The organism is Brevibacillus choshinensis, from assembly GCF_001420695.1.
In the GTDB taxonomy this organism is placed as follows: Bacteria; Bacillota; Bacilli; order Brevibacillales; family Brevibacillaceae; genus Brevibacillus; species Brevibacillus choshinensis.
In genome coordinates, this window is the sequence record NZ_LJJB01000013.1 from 1,568,246 (window position 1) to 1,593,462 (window position 25,217).

A 25,217-nucleotide genomic window follows, 5' to 3' on the forward strand; every position below is an offset into this window, starting at 1 on the left:
ATATCCCCTCATGGTTGACTGTGTTTAAAACCCCACTGTTACAATTGGGTAAGACACAATTGACCAGAGGGGATTTTTTATGGCTAAAAAGGGACAGACATATAAGGTCTATACGGAAGAGGAAAAAATGGAAGCGGTACGTCTTTACGAGTCCGGAGTATCGTCTAGAGAAGTCGCCAGAAGATTAGGTATTCCAGAAAAAAGACAGGTGTTGAACTGGGTTAATAAGGTTCGTATTGGGGAGACACTGACAGCTTCTCGATCTAATCAAACCTGGCGAAAAGGGCGTCCAAAAACCAAATTCACAAGCATTGAGGAAGAGCTAGCTTACATAAAAGCGGAGAATGAATATCTAAAAAAGCGATATCCAAATCTAAACGGGGAGTGACTTCGAAGAAAGCAAGGTTCTCAATCATTGAACAAATGCGAACCAGATATCGATTATCATGGTTACTCAGTTTTGCAAAAGTATCCCGTGCGGGATATTACAAATGGAGAAAGTCCAAAGAGTCAGCTGTTCGACGCTGCGAAAAGGAAGTCAATCTAAAGGAACATATCTTAAGTATCCATCGCGTGCATCCTTATTACGGTTACTTACGAATAACAGTTGCCCTACGCAAAGAAGGATTACAAATCAATCACAAGCGTGTCTATCGATTGATGAAGGAATTAGGCATTCGCTCAGTAATTCGCAAAAAAAGGCGATTCTTTGGCAGACAGGCATCAGTTGTGAACCCGGATCGTCTGGAGAGACAGTTCAAAGCTGAAGCACCTCTCAAGAAGCTTGTAACCGACATCACCTATCTACGAGTCGGAGAACGTTTTTTTTACCTATCTGCTGTGCAGGATCTGTTTAATAACGAAATCGTTGCTTGGCAGGTCTCTTCCCAAAACGATTTGTCACTTGTGATGAGCACAGTAGATAGTCTTTGTAAGGGAAGAGAAATGAACGGTTCCATCCTACACTCGGACCAAGGTTTTCAATACACTTCCAGACACTACAATAAACGTTTGGATGAGTACGGAGTACTAGGAAGTCATTCGAGACGGGGAAATTGCCTAGATAATGCCTGTATCGAATCATTCTTTTCACATCTAAAGACAGAAATGATGTATCGATGCTCGCCAAAAACACATGTGGAATTAAATCAAGCTGTTGAAAAATACATTGCCTTCTATAATCAGAATCGTTTTCAGAAAAAACTTGGCGACCGTTCCCCGATTGAGTATCGGAAAGCGATCGCCGCGTAACTATGGGTTTTTAGACAGTCTACTTGACAGGGTTATGACCACAATGGAAGGGGATTTCTTTTTTGCTGTCTGCGTGATTTTCTCTATTAAGCTTTCTCGGTATGAGGAAGAATCAACTGTTTTCCAATCACGTTGGCCGATACCGGCTTTTTGCCCACTTCACGTGCCCAGACTGATAATTGACCCATATGATGAATTTGATGTGCAATCACGTGGCGAACTACCTCTCCCCATGCGTCTGTAGCAATGCTTCCATCCGGCTGAGGGTCGTAAAAGGGCCTTCTCTCCATACTGTCATCCCAAGAAAAAACGAACTCCTCCACTTCTGGACGATATGTTGCGTCCAGCATTCGGACTAGCTCCAGACTCCGGTAGTGATCAAAGCTCTCCTGGATATCCGGTTTCCCCTGCAAGAGGCGGAACCAGCTCCACTCGACATCGACGATATGAAAGAGTGTATGCAAGATCCCTCCTACTCCACCGGTTCTCACACGGAGCAGCTCCTCTGCCGGTACATCCTCACACCATCGATACCATTCTTCCCGAACCTTCCAATTGTATTGAAAAAAGGTTTGCATAAAATCGCTCCTGTACCTCTTTTATCGTGTATCTACCACTGAAAAGTAACAAACGTATATCGCTCTACCGTGACGAAACCCAGCTTCTCGTAGACGCGGATCGCCGCCTCATTATCGGCAAACACGCACAAGTACACATTCGGGGATTTTTGCAGAGCGATCCGGCAGATGTCCGAAGTGATCTGCATGCCTAAACCCTTTTTCCGGTGCCCTGCTGCCGTTCCGACATTTCCAATTTCTACAAAGTCCTCCTCGTACACATGAAAGCCAGCCATCGCAATCGTGTCACCCTCTTCGGAATTGAGGGCGATGTGCGGCATTTCATTCACCTCTTCGGCCCGAAAGCTGAGCATCCCGATCGTTGCCGCCAGCTGTTCCGCGTCTTTTCCTTTCGAGCCTTCGATGAAGTAAGACTCTCCGCGCGGTACTAGACCCTCCCGATTCGTCAGCTTCATCAGGAGCAAGGTTCTTCGCTCGAATTCATGGGGAATCTCCAAACGCTCCACACACGATTCTGCTGCCGTGATTACGCCCTGCCTGACAGACCGATCCTCCATTCCGAGCTTTGCCCGAAAAGCTTCCAGCATCCCTTCCACGGAATATGTTCCTTCTTCCTCCATTACATGAAAGGTGAACGCATGAAAAGGCATTCCCTGCAAGTAAGATCCAGCTGCCTTCCAGCCTTTTTCGCCAGTCTCTACAAGCGTGAGGCTCCGATCTGCTCGCAGTCGTAAATTGCCATAGAAAATATACGCTTTTTCCAGTTCCATTTGTTCAAGCAATTGAATTTGTTCATAAAGATTGAGAGATTTTAGCAAGAAATCACTCCGCCTTTCGATTTCCTATTGACGTTATTACGTTTTCACGGTTACCATGAGTAAAATTCTCTAATAAAAAGATTTCATAGGAGGAGAGAGTAGTGGCTTTTTATTACACAGAACCATCTCGGACGTTCAATGAGTTTTTGTTGCTTCCTAACCTCACCACAAAGGAATGCACTCCACAAAATGTTGACCTTTCCACCCCAATCACCAAATTTAAAAAGGGCGAAAAACCTGCGATTTCACTAAACATACCGTTCTCATCTGCAGTCATGCAAGCTGTATCCGACCATCATATGGCGGTGGCTTTGGCTCAATGTGGCGGTATTTCATTTATCTTCGGCTCCCAGTCCATCGAGAGCCAAGCGACCATGGTCCGTAAAGCAAAAGCTTACAAGGCAGGCTTCGTCGTCAGTCGCTCCAATTTGACCCCTAGCCACACCCTGAAAGATATTTTGGATCTGAAAGAACAAACTGGGCACTCTACAGTCGCGATTACAGAAGATGGTTCTGCAAAAGGCAAACTGCTGGGCATCGTCACTGGCCGTGATTACCGGATCAGTCGTGATTCGCTGGATAAGCCAGTCAGCGAAATCATGACACCTTTCTCCTCCCTGATCTACGGCAAGTCTGGTCTCTCCCTCTCCGAAGCGAATGACTTGATCTGGGAGCACAAGCTAAACTGTCTGCCAATCGTTGACGAGAATCAGAACCTGGACTTCCTCGTATTCCGCAAAGACTACGATTCTCGCAAAAACAATCCACTTTCGCTACTGGATGCCAACAAGAGCTACATCGTCGGTGCAGGGATCAACACGAAGGACTACAGAGAACGGGTACCTGCTTTGGTGGAAGCAGGCGTGGATGTTCTCGTGATTGACTCCTCTGATGGCTTTAGCGAATGGCAAGCGGAAACCGTCAAATATGTAAAAGAAAACTTCAACAACGTATACATCGGTGCAGGTAACGTAGTCGATAAAGAAGGCTTCCGTTATCTGGTCGAGTCCGGAGCTGACTTTATTAAGGTCGGTATCGGTGGCGGTTCCATTTGTATCACACGTGAACAAAAAGGGATCGGCCGCGGTCAAGCATCCGCAGTGATTGAAGTAGCAGCTGCGCGTGACGAATACTTTAAAGAGACCGGCATTTACGTTCCAATCTGCTCCGATGGCGGGATCGTCCATGATTACCATGTGACACTCGCCCTGGCGATGGGTGCTGATTTCGTCATGCTGGGTCGTTACTTCGCCCGCTTCGACGAGAGCCCGACCAAAAAAGTGAAAATCGGGAACAACTTCGTAAAAGAGTATTGGGGAGAAGGTTCCAACCGCGCCCGCAACTGGCAGCGTTATGACACAGGCGGCAAACAAAGCCTGGTGTTCGAGGAAGGCGTAGACTCCTACGTTCCATATGCAGGAAGCCTGCGCGAAAACATGGACCGCACCCTCCACAAAATCAAATCGACGATGTGCAACTGCGGTTCACTCTCTATTGAAGAATTGCAGCAAAAAGCTCGCATCACGCTCGTATCCGCAACTTCCCTCGTGGAAGGCGGCGCGCATGACGTCATCCTAAAAGAAAGCAGCATGGCTGCGGAATAATCATTGTCTCGCTACTAAAAACGATCCTCTCCCAGCTTAGCTTGCGGTGAGGATCGTTTTTCTTTGTCTCCAGGGCCTAGGACAAGCGGTAGACGGCAAAAGGCTCTCCATGGCGATACGGATCGCTCAGCTGATCCAGTTGCGCTAGCATCTCCTCATCCAGCTTAATCGATGTGCACTGTGCGTTATCGGTCAGCTGTTCCAAGCGTGAGGCTCCAACGATCACGGTCGATACAACTGGCTGGTGCATCAGCCATGCAAGGGAAAGAGCACTTGCAGAATAGCCCAGATCGTTTGCAAGGCTGCTCAGCTTTTGCCCAAATGCCACCTTGTCTTCATTTAAAAACCGGGTAAACCGCGGCTCGACATCGGCACGTGAGCCTTCTGGCGCCTTTTCTGTCGAGGTGTACTTTCCGGTCAAAATCCCACCTGCCAGTGGAAAATACGGAATGATCCCCACTCCCTGATCCAGGCAAGCTGGCACCAGCTCTTTCTCCGGCGTCCGATCGGCCAGAGAGTAACTGACCTGTGTAGAGACGTAGCGATTCAACCCTTTGTTCTCGCTGATCCCCAACGCCTTGACCAATTCCCATGCCGCGTAATTGGATGCTCCAATATACCGTACTTTGCCAGCTCGTACCATGTCGTCTAGTGCCCGCAGCGTCTCTTCCAAAGGCGTTTCGGAATCAAACGTATGAATCTGGTACAAGTCCACATAATCCGTCCGCAGCCGTCTCAGGCTGTTTTCCAGTTCCATCTGCAAATGATACCGTGATGATCCTCTCTCGTTCGGTCCTTCCCCGCGTACCAGACCCGCTTTGGTCGCCAGCACAACCTCATGCCGTCTTCCTTCCAGCGCGCCTCCGATAATGCGCTCCGATTCCGTGTTCGTGTAAATATTCGCCGTATCGATAAACGTGATCCCGCTATCGATCGCCTGATGAATAATCCGTGTAGAGGTAGCTTCGTCCGCTCGCCCTCCGAATGAGTTGGTGCCCAATCCCAGTGCCGAAACCTTCAGACCGCTGTTGCCTAAACGACGATGATGCATCGTTCTCACCCTCTTTTCTTTCGGAAAAATGTACGTACTCCCTTCCATTATCTCTCAACTCCAACCCGCTGTCTCCTTTGCTTGCATAACTCTTTTTTGGAAAACAAAACCTAGAACGAGAAGTTTTCACATTGCAAAACCATTACGTTTACGTTAAGGTTATTCTTGTGCCGAAATGATTCGTGAAAAACAACCAAGATGGGAGGGAACGCGGTGTACAAAATCGATGAAGTAGCACAGAAAGTCAAAATGACCAAGCGAGCGCTCCGTTATTACGAGGAATTAGGGTTGGTATCTCCATCGGGGAGAACTGAAGGCGGCTATCGCATGTATACAGATGCGGACGTAGAGCGGATTCTGCACGTCAAAGACATGCGTGATTTACTCGGAGCTTCCTTGGCTGAAATAAAGGACATGGTGGAGCTTGGCCGCCTGTATGAGGAACAGCGGGATTTCTACAATGAGAACTACAAAAACCGCGATCTGGACGGCCCCGAGCTGCTCAAACGGATCGAGATGCTGCAAACGCTGGAAGATACGCTCACACCTCAGCGCAATTTGCTCAAAAGTAAAATCGAGCGTATGCAAGAGCTGCTACTAACCTTTGATGAAAGACTAGAGAGAATCGTCAGCAAACGAGATGAGCTGACATCGAAATATGAGGGAGGAAACAACTAGATGTCTTCAGATGCACATTCACTCCGTACGATCTTAAAGCAGACCAAATCTGCTTACGCCGTTGCCTTCGCCTGCGTGGTTGCTTTTATGGGAATCGGACTAGTGGACCCGATCCTGCCAGCCATCGCCAGCAAGCTAAACGCCACACCTAGCCAGGTTTCCTTGCTGTTTACCAGCTACATGCTCATGACCGGGATTACCATGCTGGTTACCGGATGGTTGTCCAGCCGGATTGGTCCCAAACGCACCATGCTTTTCGGATTGCTCGCCATTATCCTCTTTTCTTTTTTGGGCGGTATGGCTACGTCCGTCAACGGGATTGTCTGGTTCCGCGCAGGCTGGGGATTCGGGAATGCCTTTTTTATTTCCACAGCATTAGCCGTCATTGTCAGTGTTGCGAGCGGCGGTACAGCCTCCGCCATCGTATTGTATGAAGCTGCTATCGGTCTTGGTATGTCGGTAGGCCCACTGCTTGGTGGTCTGCTCGGAGGTATTAGCTGGCGCGGCCCGTTCTTCGGCGTCTCAGTCCTGATGGCCATCGCATTCCTTGCTGTCTTTGTACTGCTGAAGGACTTACCCAAACCAACGAGACGTACTTCGCTATTGGATCCATTTCGTGCCTTGCGCTACCCTGGCCTCTTTACGATGGCTGTCACTGCCCTTTTATATAACTTTGGATTCTTTACCTTGCTCGCTTATTCGCCCTTTGTCCTGAACATGGACGAGCATAGTCTGGGTCTTGTCTTCTTTTTCTGGGGCATCATGCTGGCGATTACTTCCGTGATTGTCGCACCAAAATTGCAGGATCATTTCGGTTCCGTTCCTACCCTGTTTGCCATGCTCCTGCTACTGGCCATCGATCTTGCCTACATGGGCTTTGGCGTCACTTCCCAAACTGGGCTGGTCATCGCCATTATCATCGCTGGTGGGATTCTCGGTATCATTAACACGATCCTGACCGCTTCCGTCATGGACGTAGCCCCGGTAGAACGTGCTGTCGCCTCTTCTGCTTATAGCTTTGTCCGGTTTGTAGGCGGGGCGATCGCTCCGTGGCTCGCAGGGAAATTGTCGGAGGTCTTTACCGCAAGCATTCCTTTTTACGCGGGGGCACTCGCTGTCTTGATTAGTATGCTCGCTCTCTTTATCGGGCGACGTCACTTGACCGAAATCAAATAGCATCGGATCTACGACCATATAAAAGGCACCTGCCGGGATGAGACTTGCTTTGTCTCACATCCTGCAGGTGCCTCTTTTCTTTTTCTATTTCTCTCTCTATACGTCTTCGATCAAACGCGCCAGCAACGCAGCGCGGACCGATATTTCACCCAGTTCGATACATTCATCCGGCGAGTGCGCAAATCCTCCCTTGGAGCCAAGACCATCCAGAGTAGGGGTACCGCACGCAGCAGCGAAGTTCCCGTCACTCACTCCGCCTGTCCCCGCTTCCTCGAGAGCGAGCCCCAATTCATTAATACTAATTGATTTGGCCAGCTCAAATAATGCTCCGGTCTCTTCCGTCCTCTCCATCGGTGGACGTCGGATGCCTCCTGTGACATGTACGCTCGTTCCTGCAAGGGTAGGCTTCAGCTCGCGAATCACCCGTTCGATCCGCTTTGCCTCCTCCATAGAAACGATTCGTACATCGACTTGTGCCTCCGCATAATCAGCGACTACATTCGAGCCGATCCCGCCACTGACCGTACCGACATTGATCGTCGTCCCTCGGTCATAATCAGTCAACGAATGCAGATACTGAATCTGTCGGGACATTTCTTCGATTGCAGAAACCCCTTTTTGGTGATCGATTCCAGCATGAGCCGAAACACCATGTACTTGCAGGGTAAAGTGTGCACTCCCTTTTCGCCACGTCTTCAATGCACCTTTGGGTTCAGTCGGGGGCTCCATGACAAAGCTGGCGATCGATCGCAACGCTTCCTCCTCCACCAATGTACGAGAAGTGGGACTGCCGATTTCCTCATCACTGCTGAGAAGGAGGACGATCTTTTTATCTTTCGGCAAGCGGTCGAGCTGTACCAAGGCACGCATCGCGAACATGGCCTGTAGCACGCCAGCTTTCATGTCGTAAACGCCCGGACCGTACGCTTTGCCGTCCTGTATAGTGAAAGGTCGACGAGCCGCTTCTCCTTTTAGCCACACCGTATCGTAGTGACCGATTATCAGCACTTGTCGTTCCCCGTTTCCCAATGTGCAGCGCACCTGATCGCCATAAGTCGGGTTCGGAATCAGCTCAGCTGTTCCTCCCGTCAAGCGCTGAAATTGAAGGGCGTACCACCCTGCCATCCGGTCACCTAACACTTTATCCCGTGATGGGGAATCCATGTTTACCGATTCTTCGAGCAACTGCAGAAAGTGTGTCATGTTGTCTTGTAAATACGTGTGAATTGACATAGTGCCTCTTCTTCCTTAGTGGGATTGGGAATTGAGTCCGAATAGGCGCTCCAGTCCATACACTTTTTCCAGCAAGATGATAAACACCAGACTCAGCAAAATAACCACGGACGAGATGGAAGCCACCAATGGGTCCAGCGTTTCCTGCATGTAGGTGAATATCGCAAGTGGTAGCGTCGTCGTGTCCGGTGCCACCAAAAAGAGCGAAACCGTCACGTTATCAAACGACGTCAAGAACGAGAAAATCATTCCGGACACGATAGCTGGCCGGAGCAATGGCAGTGTAATGTCCCAGAATACCCGAAACGGGTGCGCTCCTAGCATGTATCCCGCTTTTTCCAGCGTGTAGTCAAAGGAGCTAAGCCCAGTCAATACGAGCCGCACCACATACGGAATGGAAATCAGGATGTGCGCGAGCAAGAGACCGGTAAACGTTCCCGCGATGCCGAGCCGCGTAAAGAATAACAAAGCCGAGATCCCGATGATGAGGGACGGAACGGTGAGGGGAGAAAGCATCAAAGCATTGAGTACCCCACTACCGCGAAACTTGTATTTGGACAAGGCAAAGGCCGCGAGTGTGCCCAAGAAAGTCGCGAGCACAGCCGTGATGGCTGCCAGCTTGAGACTTGTCCAGAGCGAATCGATAAACTCAGGCCTGTCCAAAATCATCGTATACCATTGCCAGGAAAAGCCCTCTGGCGGAAAAGCCAGATAGCCTGCGGCCGTAAACGAGCTGGGAATGATGACCAAAAACGGCAGATTGACCAGAAGCAGCACCACAAAGGTAATGAGCCCAAGTACGTTGATTTTTTTCATGATGCAAACACCTCTTTGTACCTCTTGGTTTCAATCAGCTTGGTGTACAAGGTAACCAACACGATGGTGCTGCCCAATAGCAGGAAGGCGAGTGCCGCACCCAATGGCCAATTCAAGGTAGCCATGATTTGCTCGTACGCAATCACTGGCATGACTTTGACCGATGTTCCGCCCATCAAAGCAGGTGTCACAAAAGCGCTCATCGACAGGCTGAATACCAGCGTCGTTCCTGCAATAATACCAGGCAGACTGAGCGGCAGCGTCACGCTGAAAAACGTGCGGACTCGTGAGGCACCGAGAATCGATGCCGCTTTGTTTAACGATGGATCGATGGCATACATGCTCGTCGCGATAGCAAGCACCATGTACGCGATAAACGAGTCGGTCAGACCGATAACCACACCCAGCTCGTTGTACAGCAGCCGAAGTGGTTGTTCGATGATGCCGAGCGCGATTAAGCTCTCATTGATCCAGCCTTTTTCCCCTAGCACAACGACCCAACCGAAGTTGCGGATAACTACGCTAATTAGATGGGGTGCGAGGATTAACATCGTGACAATCCCGCGCATCTTTCCTGTCGCTTGTGCCATGTACATCGCAACTGGATAGCCGAGCACTAGCGTAGCGAGTACGGTCCAGAGACTAACACGGATCGTCCGCCACAAGATTTGCACATAGAACGGATCTTGCACAAACAACGCGTAATTTTGCACGGAAAAGGCTTCATTTTCATCCTGAAAGCTGAGCAAGAGCATCAGGAGCATGGGAATCAGGAAGACACCCAGCAGAATAATCATGGCTGGAGCTGTCAGCAGTGTAATCGAGAGACGTTTGCTCATCCGTCATCCCCTCTCTGCCGGCATGACCAGCACATCTTCCGCATTCCATTGGCAAAATACCTTGGTACCCAGTTCACGTTCAGCCGACTTGTCGCTCATCTGCACTTTGACTGACAAGGTGTGGCCGCCCGCACGCACTTCGCACTCGGTATAAGACCCGAGGAACGAGGCCAGCTGTAAATGACCTTCCACCTGATTGATTCCCGCACCAGCCGTATCGGTCAGCGTGATTTTCTCCGGTCGTACGAAGACGATCACCTTTTGCTTGGGGGCAAACCCGACTTGCTGCTTGCCCGCATGAATGGTCATCCCTTCTTTTGTTCGAACGATGAGACGATCACCTTCGACACTGACCACTTCGCCTTCCATTCGGTTTGTTTTCCCGATGAACGTATGCACGAACTCCGAAGCTGGTTGATTGTAAATCTCCAGCGGTGTGCCAATCTGCTCCACAAAGCCGTGGTTCAATACAACGATCCTGTCCGATAGGGACAAAGCTTCCTCTTGATCGTGTGTAACAAAAATCGTCGTGACACCGATTTCCTGATGCAGGCGCTTCAGCTCGTCGCGCAGTTCCTCGCGCAGCTTGGCATCCAGGTTGCTGAGAGGTTCATCCAACAGCAGTAAGGACGGCTCGATGACCAATGCCCGCGCGATCGCGATCCGTTGGCGCTGACCCCCGGATAGCTGCTTGGGGTAGCGGTCTGCGACATTCGGTAGCTTCACCAGCTCCAGCACCCGTTTTACCCGCTCCTGCATTTCGGATTTGCTCACTTTTCTCAGCTTCAAGCCGTACGCGATGTTTTCTGCCACGGTCATGTGTGGGAAGAGAGAGTAGGTCTGGAACACCATCCCCAGCTCCCGCTTGTAAGGGGGAACGCCGTTCATGCGTTGCCCCTTGATCAGCAAATCACCGCCATCCGGGTCCAGAAAACCAGCAATCATGTTCAGGGTCGTGGTTTTACCGCAACCAGATGGCCCGAGGAAAGAAATAAACTCGCCTTGTTCCACCTGCAGGTTGAAGTCTTGAACCACGACATTGTTTTGAAATTTTTTCATGATGCCGCGTAGTTCGACGTCAATCACCTTGGTCACGTTGACACCTACTTTCCTGTGTTGGGTGCGATTTCTTTATTGAAGCGATCCAGCCAGTTCGAGGTTTCTTTACTGATCACGCCATAGTCGAAGTTCACTACTTTGGAACGGTCGAATTCCAGCGTTTTTGCGATGTCGTCCGGTAGCTTAACCGGAGTAGCTGGGTTGTAGTACAGCTTGGTTGCATACATGGTTTGGACATCATCTGTCAGCAAAAAGTCGATAAACGCTTTAGCTGCTTGCGGATGCTTTGCCCCTTTTACCAAAGTCGCAACGTTTGGCACGATGTTTCCACCCTCTTCTGGGAAGACAAACTCCACCGGCAATCCTGTTTCTTTTTGCGTCAGGCTGCGAGCCATTGTCCATGTGGTGTAGGCTGCGCTCTTGTTTTGCAGGTTTTGCTGAAGCTGTGCGGCACTCTTCGCAAAAGTAGGCATGTACCCTGCGATGGTCGCCATCTTTTGGAACCCAGGCTCGATGCTCGTCTCCGATCCACCGTTGGCATAAGCCAGCATGATCATGGTCGAGCGGCCAAAGTTGCTCGCTACGTCTGTCATTGTGATGTTGCCTTTTACCTCAGGCTTGGTCAAATCGTTCCAAGACTTCGGTACAGGCAGATTCTTTTCTTTTACCAGCTCGGTATTATAGGTAATTCCCATCGGCGTGAAGTTGACGACGACACCGCTATCTTCTTTCATCTTCAGGTCTTCCGGTACGTTCTTCATGTTCGGAATATCTGTCGCGGAGACGGTTTCCCACAAGCCCTCTTGGCGACCTTTTTCTTGCTCGCCGCCTTCTACGATCGTCAAGTCAATTTGTGGAGAGTTTTTCTGTGCTTTGACTTTCGCTACGATTTCGGTGGAAACACCGGAGACATAAGTCAGTTTCACGTTCGGATATTTTTCATTGAACTTTTTGAAGAACTCGTCTTTCATCAGCTTTTCTACTGTAGCGCCATTACCTGCTACTACGAGCGTGTCCTCCAACTGAACCTGTGCTGGTGCGCTGTCTTTTGATCCAGCAGGCTGTGCTGGTGCGGATGATTGTGGTGCTGGCGAGCCACAGCCCGCGAGCAAAGATCCTGTCAGAGCAAAAATGGAGAGTACGGATAATGCCTTTTTCTTCACTAGTGTTCAACCCCCGATTTTTCTAAGTTGTTCACGAATAGAGAACGCTGTTTGCTATTCGAGAACGATAGCGCTATACTATCACAAAAGAAACTGACTATTCAAGGTAGTCATATAAAAAAAACCATTAGCTCAATTCTAAGAGTAAGCGTTTCCTTGTTATGGTAGAATAAGAGCAATGAGCTTCAAAGGAGACGGTTTCATGGATCAAGTGCTCTCTTCTGTCCGCAACAGCTGCAGGCTGTTAAAAATTTTTCTCGATTCACCAAAAGAACTCGGAGTGACGGAATTAAGCAAAATGCTTGAAATGTCAAAGGGAGCCGTGCACAAACTGCTATCTACTCTGGAGTCCGAAGGGTTTATCCGCCAAAATGAAAAAACCAAGCAGTACACGCTTGGTTACACACTTCTGGAGCTAGGCACGAAAGTATTGAAGAATCACGACATCGTCGATTTTTCGATGCCTTTTTTAAATCGCCTTGTCTCCCGTACCAATGAACTAGTCGTCCTGTGCGTAAAGGATGCGCGGGATGCTATCTACGTGGCGAAAGTGGACTCTCCTCACCCGATTCGATTTACCGTCGAATCCTTTCGGCGATTCCCTCTTTACTCGACCACGGCTGCGCGTGTTTTGCTCGCCTACCAGCCAAAGGAATTCCAGGATGAAATCCTCGAGGAGACGCTCAAAACGTACACACCTTACTCGTACACCTCTGTCGATTCCATCAAGGAAGATCTGCTGGTGATCAAGGAACGTGGCTACGAAATCAGCTCCAATCGCCGCAATAACGGCGTAACGGGCATCGCGGCTCCGATCTTTGACGCCTCTGGTCAGGTGACAGCCTCCATCAGTGTCATCGGACCATCCGATCGTGTCCTTCCGCAACAAGAAGACATCCTGCACGAAACACTGGAAACCGTTCAGGAAATGTCCGCACAGCTCGGCTATCGCTCTTGACGTCAAAACACCTCCTGCGCCCTATATGATCGGGGTACGGGAGGTGTTTTCTGTTGCACTACCGCTTTACTGTGCCTTTTACATCCATTGTGCCAGCTGGCGCCAAAGCGCAATCACGACGACTCCTGCCAGCAACGCCCACACAATTTGCTTTTTCCATAGCCCTACAGCGAGGGCGGCCACTCCTGCTACGAGGTATTCCGGGCTCCATTCCCCTTTTGGTGTGTGAAATAGGATCGGTGGAATGGTCATGGAGCTAAACACTCCTACCGGCACCATCGCCAGTCCCCGCTTCAACCAATCGGGTATGTCCCAACGAGAGCTGATCAGGAGCATCGGAAAGCGAGTCAAATAAGTGATCAAAGCCATTAATCCGATATACAGCAGGATTTTATCGTTCACCGCTCACCGCCCCAATCACCACTGCCGTCAATGTTCCTGTAATGACCGCTACCGTCGCTCCACCCAAGGCATACCCGATACACGCTACGAGGGCAGCACAACCGGCCACTTTGACATGAAAAGACGACACCAAATTGACAGCGAGGAAACCGAGAAATGTTGCCACGAAAGCAAAATCAAGTCCATAGGCTTCCGTCTGGGTAAAGACAGCTCCAAACCAAGCCCCCACAAACGTGCTGATGTTCCAGATCAAATAATCGGCCGCACTGGCTCCAGCAAAATAAGACAGGCTCGGCTTTTCCCCTGCTGACAAATACGTCGCTTTCAGAGCGTACGTCTCATCATTGAGCCATCCTCCCATGAGCGCGAGCTTCCATGGCGCGGTCCCCCGAAATTTTGGCCCGAGCGACAGCCCGTACAACAGATGGCGGGCATTTAGCAATAACGTCGACACGAGGATCGGCCAGCCTACGATTCCTTGTGAAATGAGTCCGACTGCTGCAAATTGAGAGGAACCGGCATTGACTAGCAAGGAAAACAGCATCGCTTCCGTCACTCCCAGGCCCGCTTGCCTCGCCAGGATACCAAATACCAATCCATCTACGATCCCCGCCGCAGCTACGGGGAAGATCTGTTTCATTCCTTTTGCAAATGATGCATACGACAAGCTGCCTGCTCTCCCTTCTCTACACACACTATCTTTTATCCCTGACCAGACCCTTCTGCTCTTACGAAAAATAAGGCTTCCACACTCTCGAAAGCAACCGAATGCCATCCTCCATATCTTCTATAGACTGACCACCAAAGCCAAATTGAAAGGAGGGCAGCGCATTCGGCGCAGGGCTGATCCACTTGTGGCAAGCCGGATGGACGCGGATTCCTGCCGTTTCGGCGATCTTGGCCAGCTCTTTGGAACTGCATGAACTATGTACTTCCACCGTCACTGACATCCCTGCATCATGGCCCGTGATGCGTATGTGAGCACCGAGTTCTTCTTGCAAAATGTGCAGCATCGCTTCATGTTTTTTGCGATACAACGTCCTCATTTTTCGAATATGCCTCGCCCAATCTCCATGCTTCATGAACAGCGCCAACGTCTCCTGATGGATGCGCGAAGCAGATTGATCGAATTCTACGAGCCTAGTTTGATAGATGGACAGCAAAGAATGAGGAAGGACCATGTAGCTGATCCGAATGGTCGGTAGGAGTGCCTTGGAAAACGTGCCTAAATAGATGACACGCCCTTCTGTATCCAGCCCTTGCAGGGATGGGATTGGCCGACCGCTATAACGAAATTCTCCATCGTAATCATCTTCCATGATGTAGCTTTCCGTTCGATTCGCCCAATGCAGCAGCTTGAGACGTTTCGCATACGGCATGACGATACCAGTCGGGTCCTGATGGGAAGGCGTGATGTAAACGAGTCTGGCGCCACTATTCCCCAGCGCCTCTACATCGATGCCATCCTCCTCCAAAGGAATCGGCTGGATCTCAAATCCCAAATGCCGAAACACCGCACGCACTCCATTGTATCCGGGGTCCTCCATCGCAACAGCTTGTCCACGCAAGCCAAACAGGAGGCCGAGAAGCGTGATCATGACCTGCGTTCCCGCTCCGATCACGATTTGTTCGGCTGTCGCCTGTACACCGCGGGCTTGTCTGAGATAACGGGCGATTTCCTCCCGTAACGATAGCTCTCCCTGACGATCTCCATAGTAAAGAACACTCTGGTTTTCTTGCTGCATACATTGATTCGTATATCTGCGCCATCCTTCAAATGGGAAATGCTCCGCATCGACCTGCGCTTGATGAAAATCATAGCGAATCGAAGGAACGGGCTCACTCCGTACTTCTACAGCGGGAGTCAGCTCTTTCTTTTTCACTTTCACCTGTCTAACCGAAACAGGGCCATCCCACTCCACATCCACTACGTAAAAACCGCTCCGCTCACGGCTCTCCAAATATCCTTCGGCGAGCAACTGATGATAGGCCGTTTCTACAGTTGTTTTGCTCACCCGCAAATGATGGCTGAGGGCCCGCACCGAGGGTAGCCTCGTCCCAGAAGGCAACCGTCTGGACTGGATTTCCGTACAAAAATACCGATATAACTGCAAGTAAAGCGCGTCACTTCCTTCTACCAAATGAGGACTGATGTCCAGCACGCTTTCCCCTCCTCACACAAACGATCTGACCCTTCTATCATTTGTAAAATTCCAAAAATACAGTAGGCCAATAATGAATAGGATTATCATAGCAGAAACAAACACAAAAAGAACCCCCTCCTAGTAACGGCTAGCGCCCATTTCAAAGAACGCTACCACCGTTTACTCGAAGGGGGTCCTCTATCTTTTTTCTTACTTATCGATTACTTTTCTTGCTGGACTGCCAGACCAAGTGCTTCAGCTACACGCTGTCCATATTCCGGATCTACTTTGTAGAAATGATGGATTTGGCGCAGCTTGATCTCTTCTTTTTGCACACCACTCATCGCCCCAGCGATGTTTTGAACCAGACGTGCCCGCTCTTCTTCACTCAACATGCGGTACAAATCGCCAGCTTGCGTGTAATGATCATCGTGATCATAGGCGACGCTGTCTGCATAACCCGTTACTTCAATGGTTGAAATGGTTGTTTGCTATACGTCCCATGATAATGATTTTCAAAATAAAATTAATACTTTTTTATATTAATTATAATTAACAAATATTCGTCCAAAATATTCTTGTTTCCGTTTGCAGTTTTCCACGCTGCTCTCTCCTCATTTACCCAAGCAAAATCGACACCTTGTTCATATTCTGTGAGCAGTCATGATAAAAGGGAGGGAAAAAACAATGGGCTTCTTTGACGATAACTTTACGTTAATTCTTGTGCTTTTTATCTTGCTGGTGATCGTAGGCTGTGATTGTTAATCATTACGTAGGAAAACGACACAAAAAATAGGGAGACGATGCTCTCCCTATTTCTATTAACCGCGTAGCATTCTGTTGAACCATCCTCCTGATCCTCCTATTTAATGAACTCTACGTTGATTAACCATCATCTTGTTCATTATAATGAAACGTACATGAATGCCCTTTTTAAGTGGCTACGAGCCTTCGCTCACGGAAAGGTGAGAGTGCATGTCAAAGCAAAGCATTGATCCCAGAATCGTCCGGACTAAAAAAATGCTAAAAGAAGCCTTATCCGAATTAATCGAAGAGAAAGGCTTCGATGCCATCACCGTCAAGGATTTAACATCGAGAGCAGGTCTTAATCGCGGGACCTTCTATCTCAATTACGTGGATAAATACGACTTACTTGAGAAATGCGAGGAAGAAGCAATCCAAGGGTTAATCGAAATCTCGAAGCATACGCAACCGACAGAGGTCATGCAATTTTTAGCTCGGAACGAGATTTATCCACCTATGATTCGAGTCTTTGAATATTTGACAGAACACAAAGCCTTTTTCAAAGCGATCCTGGGACCTAAAGGCGACCCTACCTTTCAAAAAAAGTTGAGAGACTTTATGGAAACCACCTTCTACGAGAAGCTCATTCCCCTTCATTCGAACGATACAGCAAAGATCGTTCCTATCGATTATTTGATTGCGTATTTCACGTCTGCCAATCTCGGAGTCATTCAGCATTGGCTCGAATCAGGTATGAAGTACACCCCGAGAGAATTGGCGACCATGATGGCTACTTTATCCCTCAACGGTCCCACTGGCCTCTTATTTTCCAAGCGTTCCCCGTCACATCCAGAGAGAGAATCCAGTGATTAATCGAACTCTCAGACAGGACAAGACTACGCTCTCCCTAAACGGGTTGTAAAGTGTAGTCTTTTTTGCTGTTCCTCTCAATTGCTGAACACTCACGTATCACGCTGTTCATTTATCAACAGGACAAGCTTATGTTGATTATTGAACTCTTTTTTCCCCTATATATAATTAAAATGCACTCAACGATTATTAATGAACAAAGTGTCGCTTATCTGGATCTATGGAAAAAAGGAGAGAACATCCGGTGACGAATAAAAGGCGAATGATCCCTTATCTTCTCGTAATCATCGCGATTGGCGTAGGTGGTGCTTTCATGGCGATGAAAGGAACAGATACCGTAACCATGGCCGCTGCGGAAAAAAACACCTTGCTGACAGCGGACACGGTAAACGCGGCGTTCCAAGGTGTGGGTGGGAAGGTGACCTCCATCCTTGTAGGAGAAGAACAACCTGTGAAGCAGGGAGACATCCTCATGCAGCTAGATTCCACTGACCTCGATCTGCAAATCCGTAAAGTTCATTCAGACATTCAGCAGCAAGAGATAAAGATCAAACAAGCCAAGGATGCCTTCCAAAACGGGTATGAAAAAGTCAGCACCCAAGAACAGCAAGCGCGTCTCGGGATCGAAAGCGCGCAAGCATCCGAAAGCCTGCTAAACCAAGGAACTCGTACTGAAGATCTCGAACGTCAAAAGCTCGCGATAGAAGCAGCCCTTCAAGCACTCGATCTGGCCCAGACCAACTACGATCGCACCAAATCCCTTTTTGATAGTGGTGCCGTATCAAAGGCGGCTCTCGATACGGCTAGCAATCAGCTAGAATCCACTCAAAATGGGCTTTCCCAACAGCAAGCCGTCCTGCAAAAAATGCAAACGGGCGCTACCACTCAGGAACGTCAGCAAGCCCGCCTCCAGACTGAAAAAGCAAAAACATCGATGACCCAAACCTCTCAGGCAAGACTGGACATTCAAAACAGTGCGTACAACATCGACTTGCTAGAAACACAGAAAGAAGCTTTGAAGATTCAACTGCAGACATTGGAATTGCAAAAGCAACGAATGGTGCTGACAGCTCCCACAGATGGAAAAGTCACCCGAGTCGTTCCCAAGGTGGGAGAGATCATAGCACCTGGAGCACCCGTTGTCCTCGTGGAATCGAAGCAACTGTATTACAACCTATATGTGGATGAATCACAAATTTCCCACTACCAAGTCGACGGCCTGGTGAACGGACGCGTTGTCGCTTTGAACCAGGACGTCCAAGGGAAAGTTCGATTTATTACCTCCGCGCCACAGTATGCGAGCATGCGAATGAGTCGGGAAAAAGGACAATCGGATGTAAGCTCCTTCCTGGTTCGGGTCGATGTCCCTCGCACCGCTTCGCTGCTGCCCGGAATGACAGTGGAGGTGAATACGGGTGTGGACCATCATTGATGAATGGAAACACATCACCCGCGGTAAGTTCGTCGTTCTGATTCTGATCGTCCCCTTAATCGTCGCCGCCGTATTCAGTTACATCTTTCAAAACAGCACGGTTAACGAAGCATCATTGGCAGTCGTCGACCAAGACCATAGCGTGTACAGCCGCCAGCTCATCACCAAACTTGATGCCTCTCAATACCTCCAGGTGAACGGCGTCTTCGACAACTACGTGGAAGCCGATCCTCTCCTGTACAACGAAAAGTATTCAGGCGTACTCTATTTGCCTGCAGGCTTGGAAACGGCCTATCTGCAAGGAAAGCCTATAAATGTAGGCATGTATCTCGACATGACGTTGACCGCTAGTGCTAATAGCATCCGGACAGGTGTGAGTGAAGTCATTGTCGTCGAAAATGCGACCAAGAGCGGCCCCTCGACACTGACTTTGGAGCAACGGTCGTTGTACAATCCCACCAACCAGACCGCGATGAGCTCTATCATGATGTTTGTGAATGTCGTCATGCTCGTCCTGCTCGGTCTGAACACGATCTCGATTGTTCCCCGCTTGCGAGAACAAGGTCGATTACCAGAAGAATTGAAGAACCCATTAGGTATCGTATTCCGGGTCATACCGTATGCGCTTGTTGGCTGCGTCTCCTGCTATTTGGTGATCGGGGTACTGAAGCAATTTGGAGGGCTGCGGTTCGAAGCCAATTGGCTGCAAATCTTCCTCCCCTTCTTTTTGTATACGTTATGCACGAGCCTGCTTGCAATGCTGATCGGCTGGACAGCGCCTGGAGCAGGAAAAGCGAGCGGCCGCATCGTGATGATGATCATGCCTTCCTTTTTGCTTAGCGGAGGTCAGGTGCCTGTCGCGTTGCTACCGACTCTTCTCCAATGGGTCAACAAAGCCATTCCGCTGTCCTTGCACTTCCAGGTCCTTCGCGGGTTCGGCTACAAAGGTGGAGACATCCGTTACTTTATCCCTCTGCTCGGGCATTATCTCATATTGATCTGTGTGATCTTGCTGGTGCTCTTTCTCCTGATGCTAAAGGAAATGAAAAGTCTAACAAGGCAACAAGAAGACACACCCCCCGCTCCGTCATTGGCAGAAGGACCATACCACGTGTAAAAGCTAAAAGGCCCCGTGCTCGCTCATAGGAACACGGGGCCTTACTATGCTTCTTGTAAATGTTACTCTACGCCAGATATGCCTCGCGAACCTGTGGATTCGCCAGCAAGGTCTGCGCATCGTCTTTGAGAATGATTTCACCCGTCTGGATCACATAGCCTCGATGGGCTACCGACAAGGCCTGATTCGCGTTTTGCTCGACCAACAGGATCGTCATGCCTTCTTTGTTCAACTCTGTGACGATGTCAAAAATCTGTTCCACCAAAATTGGCGCCAATCCCATGGAAGGCTCGTCGAGCATCAGGATCTTGGGCTTCATCATCAGCCCCCGAGCAATCGCAAGCATCTGCTGCTCTCCACCGGACATGGTGCCGCCCTTTTGATTGATCCGTTCTTTTAGACGAGGAAAGTACGCAAAAGCCCGCTCGACTCCTTCCTCGATCACTTTTTTATCGCTGACGGAGAATGCACCCATCTCCAGATTCTCACGAACGGTCAGCTTGGGGAAAATGCGCCGTCCCTCAGGCACGTGGGCAATCCCCATCTGCGCGACATCATGCGTACGATACTGCGTTATGTCTTTGCCATTGAACACGATTTTCCCTTCACGCGCACGCGTCTGTCCACAGATTGTTTTCAGTGTGGTCGACTTCCCCGCACCATTTGAACCAATCAGTGTTACGACCTCGCCCTGATCTACTGTGATGGTCAAGCCTTTCAACGCGTGGATTCCGCCGTAATAGGTGTGAATGTTATGCAATTCCAACAAGGCCATATTCGTTTCCTCCTCCTACGACACTTCCGACGCGCTTTTTCCGAGATACGCCTCGATCACGTTTGGGTTGTTGCGGATTTGCTCCGGTGTTCCCTCTGCGATTTTGCGCCCGTAATCCAACACGTGAATGTATTCGCTCAAGCCCATGACCAGCTTCATGTCATGCTCGATCAGGATGATGGTCAGATCCAGCTCACGCTTTAGGCGACGAATGAATTCAGTCATTTCCACCGTCTCGCGCGGGTTCATCCCTGCCGCTGGTTCGTCCAGCAAAATAATGCTCGGATTGGTCGCCATAGCGCGAGCGATTTCCAGGCGACGCTGTAGGCCGTACGGCAAACTACCTGCCGCCTCGTTGGCTACATGAGAAATTCCTACGTATTCCATCAGCTGGTATGCTTCTACGCGGGCTTTTTCTTCTTCCTCCCGCACTCGCTTGGTGTTGAACAAGATCCCCAACAGTCCTGCAGACAAACGGCTGTGCACGCCTACCATCACGTTCTCCAGCGCCGTCATTTCCTTGAACAGTCGGATATTTTGGAACGTCCTCGTAATCCCGCGACTCGCGATCTGATCTGGCCGCAGACCTTTGATGCTTTTGCCGTTTAACAAGATCTCGCCTTCATCCGGTTCGTAAAAGCCCGTGATCATATTGAAAAAGGTCGTTTTTCCTGCACCATTTGGACCAATGACTGCCGTAATCGTACCTGTATCAATGGAAATCGAAACGTCCTGATTGGCAACGAGACCACCAAATCGCTTCGTCAAACTCTTCGCTTCTAACAATGCCATGATTTTCCCTCCTTGTCCCTACGATTGTTTGCCCGAAGAAATTTGAGAGATTTTGCTGAGAATCCCCAGTTTCGCTTGGCCAAACTTGCTCGCTTTGATTGCATCGAGATCGTTTTTCTTCCTCTTCGCCGGTATCAGACCGTTCGGACGATACAACGCCACGAGAATCAGCATAATCCCAAAGACGAGACGCTGGAACTTGGATGGGTCCAACTGGTTCGGCAGATTAATAATGCCGGACTGTTGCAGGGAATGCAGGAAGTTGGAGAACTCCTTCAACAGCTGCACCTGCAAGATCGTGACGAAGGCAGCTCCCAGTACAACACCTGGAATGCTACCGCTACCACCCAGAATAACCATGACGAGAATCCCGATCGATTCCATCAACGTGAAGGAAGTAGGGTCGATAAAGGTCTGCTTCGCTGCGAAAATAACGCCTACCACACCCGCAAAGGATGCACCTGTAGCAAATGCAGCGAGCTTGGTATTCAAGAGCGAAATCCCCATGGATTGGGCTGCCAGCTCGTCTTCACGAACGGCAATCCACGCACGCCCCAGACGGGAGTGCTCAAAGCGGATATTTGCCAGCACGATGAAGGCAATGACGAACAACACGATAAAATAGAAGTAGAACGGTGTCCCCATTTTGAGGCCAAACAACTCCGGTGACGGAATGGGAGTGATCCCTTGTGGACCATTCGTGATGTTGATCGGTTTGTCCAGGTTATTGAAAATGATCCGGATAATTTCTCCGAAACCCAGTGTAACGATAGCCAGATAATCCCCTTTTACACGTAGTACGGGCAAACCGAGCAATACCCCAAATACGGCTGCGACAATCAATCCGACAATGAGGAACGGCCAGAACCATTCACCGTTCAGCGGAAACAGGTTGCCTGCAATAAATTCATTCGCCTGCGATGTGGAAAAAATCGCGTAGGCATACGCCCCTGCAGCAAAGAACGCTACATATCCCAGGTCAAGCAATCCAGCAAAACCTACTACGATATTCAGACCGAGTGCCATCGCCACGTAGATTCCTACCTGTGAGGCTACCTCCATGTAATAGCGATTGTCCCCCGCTACCAGCGGAATGACAATCAGGAGCACGGCTGCCCCAATCACCATTTTGATCGCTTTAGATGCATTCGTGTAATAGACCAGAACGATGGAAGAAAGAATTCCCAAGAACGCGATTACTGACTTATCCATGAAGTGCAGGGAGGCAGCAAATACGGCGATCCAAATCAGCGTGACGACAAGAGGAATGCCATTGAACGATTTCCATTTCATGTTTGCCATCGGATTCACCTACACTTTCTCTTTCACAGCTTCGCCAAACAGCCCTTCTGGCTTGAAGAGAAGCACGAGGATTAGAATACTAAAAGCAAACACGTCTTTGTACTCGGCACCGAAAGCACCATTGGTTAATGGTCCCATGTAGGCACCTGAGAGAGATTCCAGTAATCCGAGCAGTACGCCACCCACCATCGCGCCGCGCAGGTTGCCGATTCCGCCCAAGACTGCAGCAGTAAAGGCCTTTAGCCCGAGAATAAAACCGATATACGGGTCGATCGTACCGTAGTTTTGTGCAAACAACACGCCTGTCGCTCCACCAAGACTGGAGCCAATCAAGAATGTCAGCATGATCACTTTGTCTACATTTATAGTCATCAGCGATGCCGTGTTTCTGTCTTGTGCCACGGCACGCATGGCGATTCCCCACTTTGTTTTATTCACAAACAGAGTCAATGCCACCATCATTACAATTGCGAGCACAATGACAACCAAGCCTTTTGCCGGAATGGTTGCAATACCGCCAAGAGAGATCGGACTAGTGAAAAGAGTAGGAGTGTTCAGATAAAACTCATTACGAGCCAGCGCTTCCGTAAAACGAACAAGGTCTTGCAGCAAAAACGATACACCAATTGCTGAAATCAGTGGAACCAATCGCGGAGCCCCTCGAAGTGGTCGATAGGCGACCCTCTCAATCAAGACCCCCAATCCCCCTGTCAGAACCATCGCAATGACAAGAGTCATAAATAGTGCGACAAACGGATTCATTCCTTCCAGTGCACCCAATGCGTCGGTAATCAGCAATACCTCTGTTCCGACAAAGGCACCCACCATGAAAATTTCACCATGAGCAAAGTTGATAAATTCCAAAATCCCGTAAACCATGGTGTAGCCTAGTGCCACGACAGCGTACATGAAGCCAAGTGTTAAACCGTCAACCAACACCTGAGGCAAAATGTTGAGCAACATGCTTTCCCATCCCTCATTTCTTCGTAAACTTGTAGAAATTTTCTGCATTCACTATTAGTAAATGACGAATGCCCATAAAAGTAGGGGCGCACATCGCGTGTCGCCCCTGGTTTGGATGAGGCTGTAAGATAAGATCTACGATGTCTGGTGTATTACTGTGCCTTACCTACAAAGTTGGATTTGTCCTTGTCATACTTATAAATGAATACGTCTGCGTTTGTGTTGTCACCCTTGTCATCAAAGGTAACTTTGGTAAATTGACCTTGGAAATCTTTGGTTTTGTGTACAGCATCGAGGACTTGCTCGCGAGTAGGCTTTTTGCCGCCATTCGCTTTGATGGCTTCCAATACTCCGTTCAAGATAACGTTCATCGAGTCAAATCCGTAAACGGAATACGTTTCTAGAGGCTTGTTCGTGGTTTTCTTGTACTCATCTGCCCATTTCTTACCCTCTTCGGTTTGTGTCACGTCACCCGCAACAGACGTGAATACGACACCTTCAACGGCAGGACCGGCAATTTTAATCATATCAGATGAGTCCAAGCCATCGCCACCCATAAAATATCCTTTGTAGCCTTTTTCACGTGCTTGTTTTATTAGGATACCACCTTCAGGGTACAAACCGCCAAAAAAGATAATATCTGGATTTTTTGCTGTAACTTGGTTGAGGACAGCACTATAGTCTTTTTCTCCTTGTGTGATGCCTTCATAGCCAAGCATTTGCACGCCATCTTTTTCAAATTGCATTTTGACTTGATCGCCCAGACCTTGACCGTAAGCTGTCTTGTCGTGGATGATGAAAGCCGTTTTTACGCCCAAAGTGTTCTTTGCGTACATCGCTGCTTTCGGTCCTTGCGCGTCGTCACGAGCGCAAATACGGTGTACCGTTTTCTTGCCTTCTTCCGTCAACTTGACCGCGGTATTCGCTGGCGATACCATGACCAGTTTGCCTTCTTCGTACTTCACAGACGAAGGGATAGCAACACCGGAGTTCAAGTGTCCGACAACGCCGTAAACATCAGGATCGGAAATCAACATTTCTGCGTTTGATACCCCGATTTTCGGGTCTGCCTGGTCATCCTGAGGGAAGAGTTGGACGTCGAAGCCTAATGCCTTGAATTCTTCCTTGCGGTGGTTCAGCGCGTACTCAGCACCTGTTTTGATTGCGTCGCCGAGAGAGGATTGATTCCCGGAAAGTGGAGTTTGCGTCGCAATCTTGATGACTCCACCGTTTGCAGGTGCAGTACTTCCGCCACTGCTGCCAGAGTTACTGCTCGGTTGAGTCTGTGCTGGCGGCTGACTTCCACCGCTCGCACTGTTTCCTCCTGAAGAGCTGTTACCACCCGCGCAACCAGTTAATGCAACGCTTGCTACCAATACCGCAGATAGAATGCTGATGTGAGAGCGCTTTTTCATGCGGAATTGAATCCCCCTTTAATAATTCTTTATTTTT

25 protein-coding genes and 1 pseudogene are annotated in these 25,217 nt (G+C 49.3%); 9 read left to right on the top strand and 17 right to left on the bottom strand.

Annotated elements, in window-relative coordinates:
- Positions 1-79: 79 nt before the first annotated feature.
- A protein-coding gene (locus tag AN963_RS27870; RefSeq protein ID WP_407922562.1) for an IS3 family transposase occupies positions 80-1,251 on the top strand; the annotation gives its coding sequence in 2 pieces (ribosomal slippage) (positions 80-353 and positions 353-1,251; 1,173 coding nt in all).
- An 86-nt stretch (positions 1,252-1,337) separates the two neighbouring features.
- On the opposite strand, the gene AN963_RS27875 is transcribed toward AN963_RS27870, so the two are convergent.
- Both AN963_RS27875 and AN963_RS27880 read right to left on the bottom strand, forming a co-directional pair.
- Entirely contained in the window at positions 1,338-1,829 is a 492-nt protein-coding gene (locus tag AN963_RS27875) for a DinB family protein (RefSeq protein ID WP_055747728.1), read from the bottom strand.
- A 32-nt stretch (positions 1,830-1,861) separates the two neighbouring features.
- Entirely contained in the window at positions 1,862-2,647 is a 786-nt protein-coding gene (locus AN963_RS27880) for a GNAT family N-acetyltransferase (protein WP_055747729.1), read from the bottom strand.
- Positions 2,648-2,748: 101 nt separating this feature from the next.
- On the opposite strand from AN963_RS27880, the gene AN963_RS27885 reads away from it, so the two are divergent.
- Complete coding sequence (locus AN963_RS27885) at positions 2,749-4,251, top strand: IMP dehydrogenase (protein ID WP_055747730.1); 1,503 nt, start codon at positions 2,749-2,751, stop codon at positions 4,249-4,251.
- A gap of 76 nt (positions 4,252-4,327) precedes the next feature.
- On the opposite strand, the gene AN963_RS27890 is transcribed toward AN963_RS27885, so the two are convergent.
- Positions 4,328-5,302, bottom strand: a complete 975-nt coding sequence (locus AN963_RS27890) for an aldo/keto reductase (protein ID WP_055747912.1) — start codon at positions 5,300-5,302, stop codon at positions 4,328-4,330.
- Between the two features lie 213 nt (positions 5,303-5,515).
- Here AN963_RS27890 and AN963_RS27895 point away from each other — a divergent pair, with 213 nt between their 5' ends.
- Positions 5,516-5,980 carry a MerR family transcriptional regulator gene (locus tag AN963_RS27895; protein WP_055747731.1) on the top strand — a complete coding sequence of 155 codons (465 nt, stop codon included), beginning with the start codon at positions 5,516-5,518 and terminating at the stop codon, positions 5,978-5,980.
- On the top strand, positions 5,981-7,156 hold the full coding sequence (locus AN963_RS27900; protein ID WP_055747732.1) for an MFS transporter: 1,176 nt from the start codon (positions 5,981-5,983) through the stop codon (positions 7,154-7,156).
- A 96-nt stretch (positions 7,157-7,252) separates the two neighbouring features.
- Here the strand turns inward: AN963_RS27900 and AN963_RS27905 are convergent, their stop codons facing one another.
- Genes AN963_RS27905 through AN963_RS27925 form a run of 5 tightly spaced genes read right to left on the bottom strand, consistent with a single transcriptional unit; the run spans position 7,253 to position 12,266 of the window.
- Complete coding sequence (locus AN963_RS27905; RefSeq protein ID WP_055747733.1) at positions 7,253-8,389, bottom strand: M20 family metallopeptidase; 1,137 nt, start codon at positions 8,387-8,389, stop codon at positions 7,253-7,255.
- Positions 8,390-8,404: 15 nt separating this feature from the next.
- Positions 8,405-9,205, bottom strand: coding sequence for an ABC transporter permease (locus AN963_RS27910; protein ID WP_055747734.1), 801 nt, complete (start codon positions 9,203-9,205; stop codon positions 8,405-8,407).
- Positions 9,202-10,044 (bottom strand): ABC transporter permease, encoded by an 843-nt coding sequence (locus tag AN963_RS27915; RefSeq protein WP_055747735.1) that lies wholly within the window; start codon positions 10,042-10,044, stop codon positions 9,202-9,204. The genes AN963_RS27910 and AN963_RS27915 overlap by 4 nt, the downstream gene beginning before the upstream one ends.
- Positions 10,045-10,047: 3 nt before the next feature.
- Positions 10,048-11,139, bottom strand: a complete 1,092-nt coding sequence (locus AN963_RS27920) for an ABC transporter ATP-binding protein (RefSeq protein WP_055747736.1) — start codon at positions 11,137-11,139, stop codon at positions 10,048-10,050.
- Between the two features lie 8 nt (positions 11,140-11,147).
- Complete coding sequence (locus tag AN963_RS27925) at positions 11,148-12,266, bottom strand: ABC transporter substrate-binding protein (RefSeq protein WP_055747737.1); 1,119 nt, start codon at positions 12,264-12,266, stop codon at positions 11,148-11,150.
- Positions 12,267-12,468: 202 nt separating this feature from the next.
- On the opposite strand from AN963_RS27925, the gene AN963_RS27930 reads away from it, so the two are divergent.
- The gene (locus tag AN963_RS27930) at positions 12,469-13,224 is read left to right on the top strand and encodes an IclR family transcriptional regulator (protein ID WP_055747738.1); all 756 of its coding nucleotides are present in this window, start codon (positions 12,469-12,471) and stop codon (positions 13,222-13,224) included.
- Between the two features lie 78 nt (positions 13,225-13,302).
- Here the strand turns inward: AN963_RS27930 and AN963_RS30650 are convergent, their stop codons facing one another.
- From AN963_RS30650 to AN963_RS30655, 4 genes and pseudogenes are all read right to left on the bottom strand, one after another.
- Entirely contained in the window at positions 13,303-13,626 is a 324-nt protein-coding gene (locus AN963_RS30650; RefSeq protein ID WP_236708115.1) for an AzlD domain-containing protein, read from the bottom strand.
- The gene (locus AN963_RS31045; protein ID WP_152985732.1) at positions 13,616-14,293 is read right to left on the bottom strand and encodes an AzlC family ABC transporter permease; all 678 of its coding nucleotides are present in this window, start codon (positions 14,291-14,293) and stop codon (positions 13,616-13,618) included. Before AN963_RS31045 ends, AN963_RS30650 begins: the two co-directional genes overlap by 11 nt.
- A gap of 61 nt (positions 14,294-14,354) precedes the next feature.
- On the bottom strand, positions 14,355-15,788 hold the full coding sequence (gene pdxR, locus AN963_RS27945; protein WP_055747739.1) for a MocR-like pyridoxine biosynthesis transcription factor PdxR: 1,434 nt from the start codon (positions 15,786-15,788) through the stop codon (positions 14,355-14,357).
- A 203-nt stretch (positions 15,789-15,991) separates the two neighbouring features.
- Positions 15,992-16,237: pseudogene (locus tag AN963_RS30655) on the bottom strand (catalase-related domain-containing protein); the annotation flags it as partial.
- A gap of 220 nt (positions 16,238-16,457) precedes the next feature.
- Here AN963_RS30655 and AN963_RS30660 point away from each other — a divergent pair.
- The 4 genes from AN963_RS30660 to AN963_RS27960 all read left to right on the top strand — a co-directional run bounded on the left by AN963_RS30660 (position 16,458) and on the right by AN963_RS27960 (position 19,933).
- Complete coding sequence (locus AN963_RS30660; RefSeq protein WP_236708135.1) at positions 16,458-16,535, top strand: YjcZ family sporulation protein; 78 nt, start codon at positions 16,458-16,460, stop codon at positions 16,533-16,535.
- Between the two features lie 210 nt (positions 16,536-16,745).
- Complete coding sequence (locus AN963_RS27950) at positions 16,746-17,387, top strand: TetR/AcrR family transcriptional regulator (RefSeq protein ID WP_055747740.1); 642 nt, start codon at positions 16,746-16,748, stop codon at positions 17,385-17,387.
- Positions 17,388-17,628: 241 nt separating this feature from the next.
- A complete protein-coding gene (locus AN963_RS27955) occupies positions 17,629-18,816 on the top strand; it encodes an HlyD family secretion protein (RefSeq protein WP_236708116.1) in 1,188 nt (395 codons plus the stop codon).
- Positions 18,800-19,933, top strand: coding sequence for an ABC transporter permease (locus tag AN963_RS27960; protein ID WP_055747742.1), 1,134 nt, complete (start codon positions 18,800-18,802; stop codon positions 19,931-19,933). The genes AN963_RS27955 and AN963_RS27960 overlap by 17 nt, the downstream gene beginning before the upstream one ends.
- A gap of 67 nt (positions 19,934-20,000) precedes the next feature.
- On the opposite strand, the gene AN963_RS27965 is transcribed toward AN963_RS27960, so the two are convergent.
- The 5 genes from AN963_RS27965 to AN963_RS27985 form a co-directional block, all read right to left on the bottom strand.
- On the bottom strand, positions 20,001-20,708 hold the full coding sequence (locus AN963_RS27965; protein WP_055747743.1) for an ABC transporter ATP-binding protein: 708 nt from the start codon (positions 20,706-20,708) through the stop codon (positions 20,001-20,003).
- Positions 20,709-20,723: 15 nt separating this feature from the next.
- Positions 20,724-21,500, bottom strand: coding sequence for an ABC transporter ATP-binding protein (locus tag AN963_RS27970; RefSeq protein WP_055747744.1), 777 nt, complete (start codon positions 21,498-21,500; stop codon positions 20,724-20,726).
- 18 nt (positions 21,501-21,518) lie between these two features.
- Positions 21,519-22,802: a branched-chain amino acid ABC transporter permease gene (locus AN963_RS27975; RefSeq protein WP_055747913.1), complete on the bottom strand. Its 1,284-nt coding sequence runs from the start codon at positions 22,800-22,802 to the stop codon at positions 21,519-21,521.
- A gap of 9 nt (positions 22,803-22,811) precedes the next feature.
- On the bottom strand, positions 22,812-23,765 hold the full coding sequence (locus AN963_RS27980) for a branched-chain amino acid ABC transporter permease (protein ID WP_055747745.1): 954 nt from the start codon (positions 23,763-23,765) through the stop codon (positions 22,812-22,814).
- Between the two features lie 152 nt (positions 23,766-23,917).
- Positions 23,918-25,180 (bottom strand): branched-chain amino acid ABC transporter substrate-binding protein, encoded by a 1,263-nt coding sequence (locus tag AN963_RS27985; RefSeq protein WP_055747746.1) that lies wholly within the window; start codon positions 25,178-25,180, stop codon positions 23,918-23,920.
- Positions 25,181-25,217 lie beyond the last annotated feature (37 nt).

Excerpts from the sequence above, each read along its gene's own strand:
- AN963_RS27875 (WP_055747728.1), bottom strand. The coding sequence starts at position 1,829 with ATGCAAACCTTTTTTCAATACAATTGGAAGGTTCGGGAAGAATGGTAT.
- AN963_RS27890 (WP_055747912.1), bottom strand. The coding sequence starts at position 5,302 with ATGCATCATCGTCGTTTAGGCAACAGCGGTCTGAAGGTTTCGGCACTG.
- AN963_RS27900 (WP_055747732.1), top strand. The coding sequence starts at position 5,981 with ATGTCTTCAGATGCACATTCACTCCGTACGATCTTAAAGCAGACCAAA.
- AN963_RS27905 (WP_055747733.1), bottom strand. The coding sequence starts at position 8,389 with ATGTCAATTCACACGTATTTACAAGACAACATGACACACTTTCTGCAG.
- AN963_RS27910 (WP_055747734.1), bottom strand. The coding sequence starts at position 9,205 with ATGAAAAAAATCAACGTACTTGGGCTCATTACCTTTGTGGTGCTGCTT.
- AN963_RS27915 (WP_055747735.1), bottom strand. The coding sequence starts at position 10,044 with ATGAGCAAACGTCTCTCGATTACACTGCTGACAGCTCCAGCCATGATT.
- AN963_RS27930 (WP_055747738.1), top strand. The coding sequence starts at position 12,469 with ATGGATCAAGTGCTCTCTTCTGTCCGCAACAGCTGCAGGCTGTTAAAA.
- AN963_RS30660 (WP_236708135.1), top strand. The coding sequence starts at position 16,458 with ATGGGCTTCTTTGACGATAACTTTACGTTAATTCTTGTGCTTTTTATC.
- AN963_RS27950 (WP_055747740.1), top strand. The coding sequence starts at position 16,746 with ATGTCAAAGCAAAGCATTGATCCCAGAATCGTCCGGACTAAAAAAATG.
- AN963_RS27965 (WP_055747743.1), bottom strand. The coding sequence starts at position 20,708 with ATGGCCTTGTTGGAATTGCATAACATTCACACCTATTACGGCGGAATC.
- AN963_RS27970 (WP_055747744.1), bottom strand. The coding sequence starts at position 21,500 with ATGGCATTGTTAGAAGCGAAGAGTTTGACGAAGCGATTTGGTGGTCTC.
- AN963_RS27975 (WP_055747913.1), bottom strand. The coding sequence starts at position 22,802 with ATGGCAAACATGAAATGGAAATCGTTCAATGGCATTCCTCTTGTCGTC.
- AN963_RS27980 (WP_055747745.1), bottom strand. The coding sequence starts at position 23,765 with ATGTTGCTCAACATTTTGCCTCAGGTGTTGGTTGACGGTTTAACACTT.
- AN963_RS27985 (WP_055747746.1), bottom strand. The coding sequence starts at position 25,180 with ATGAAAAAGCGCTCTCACATCAGCATTCTATCTGCGGTATTGGTAGCA.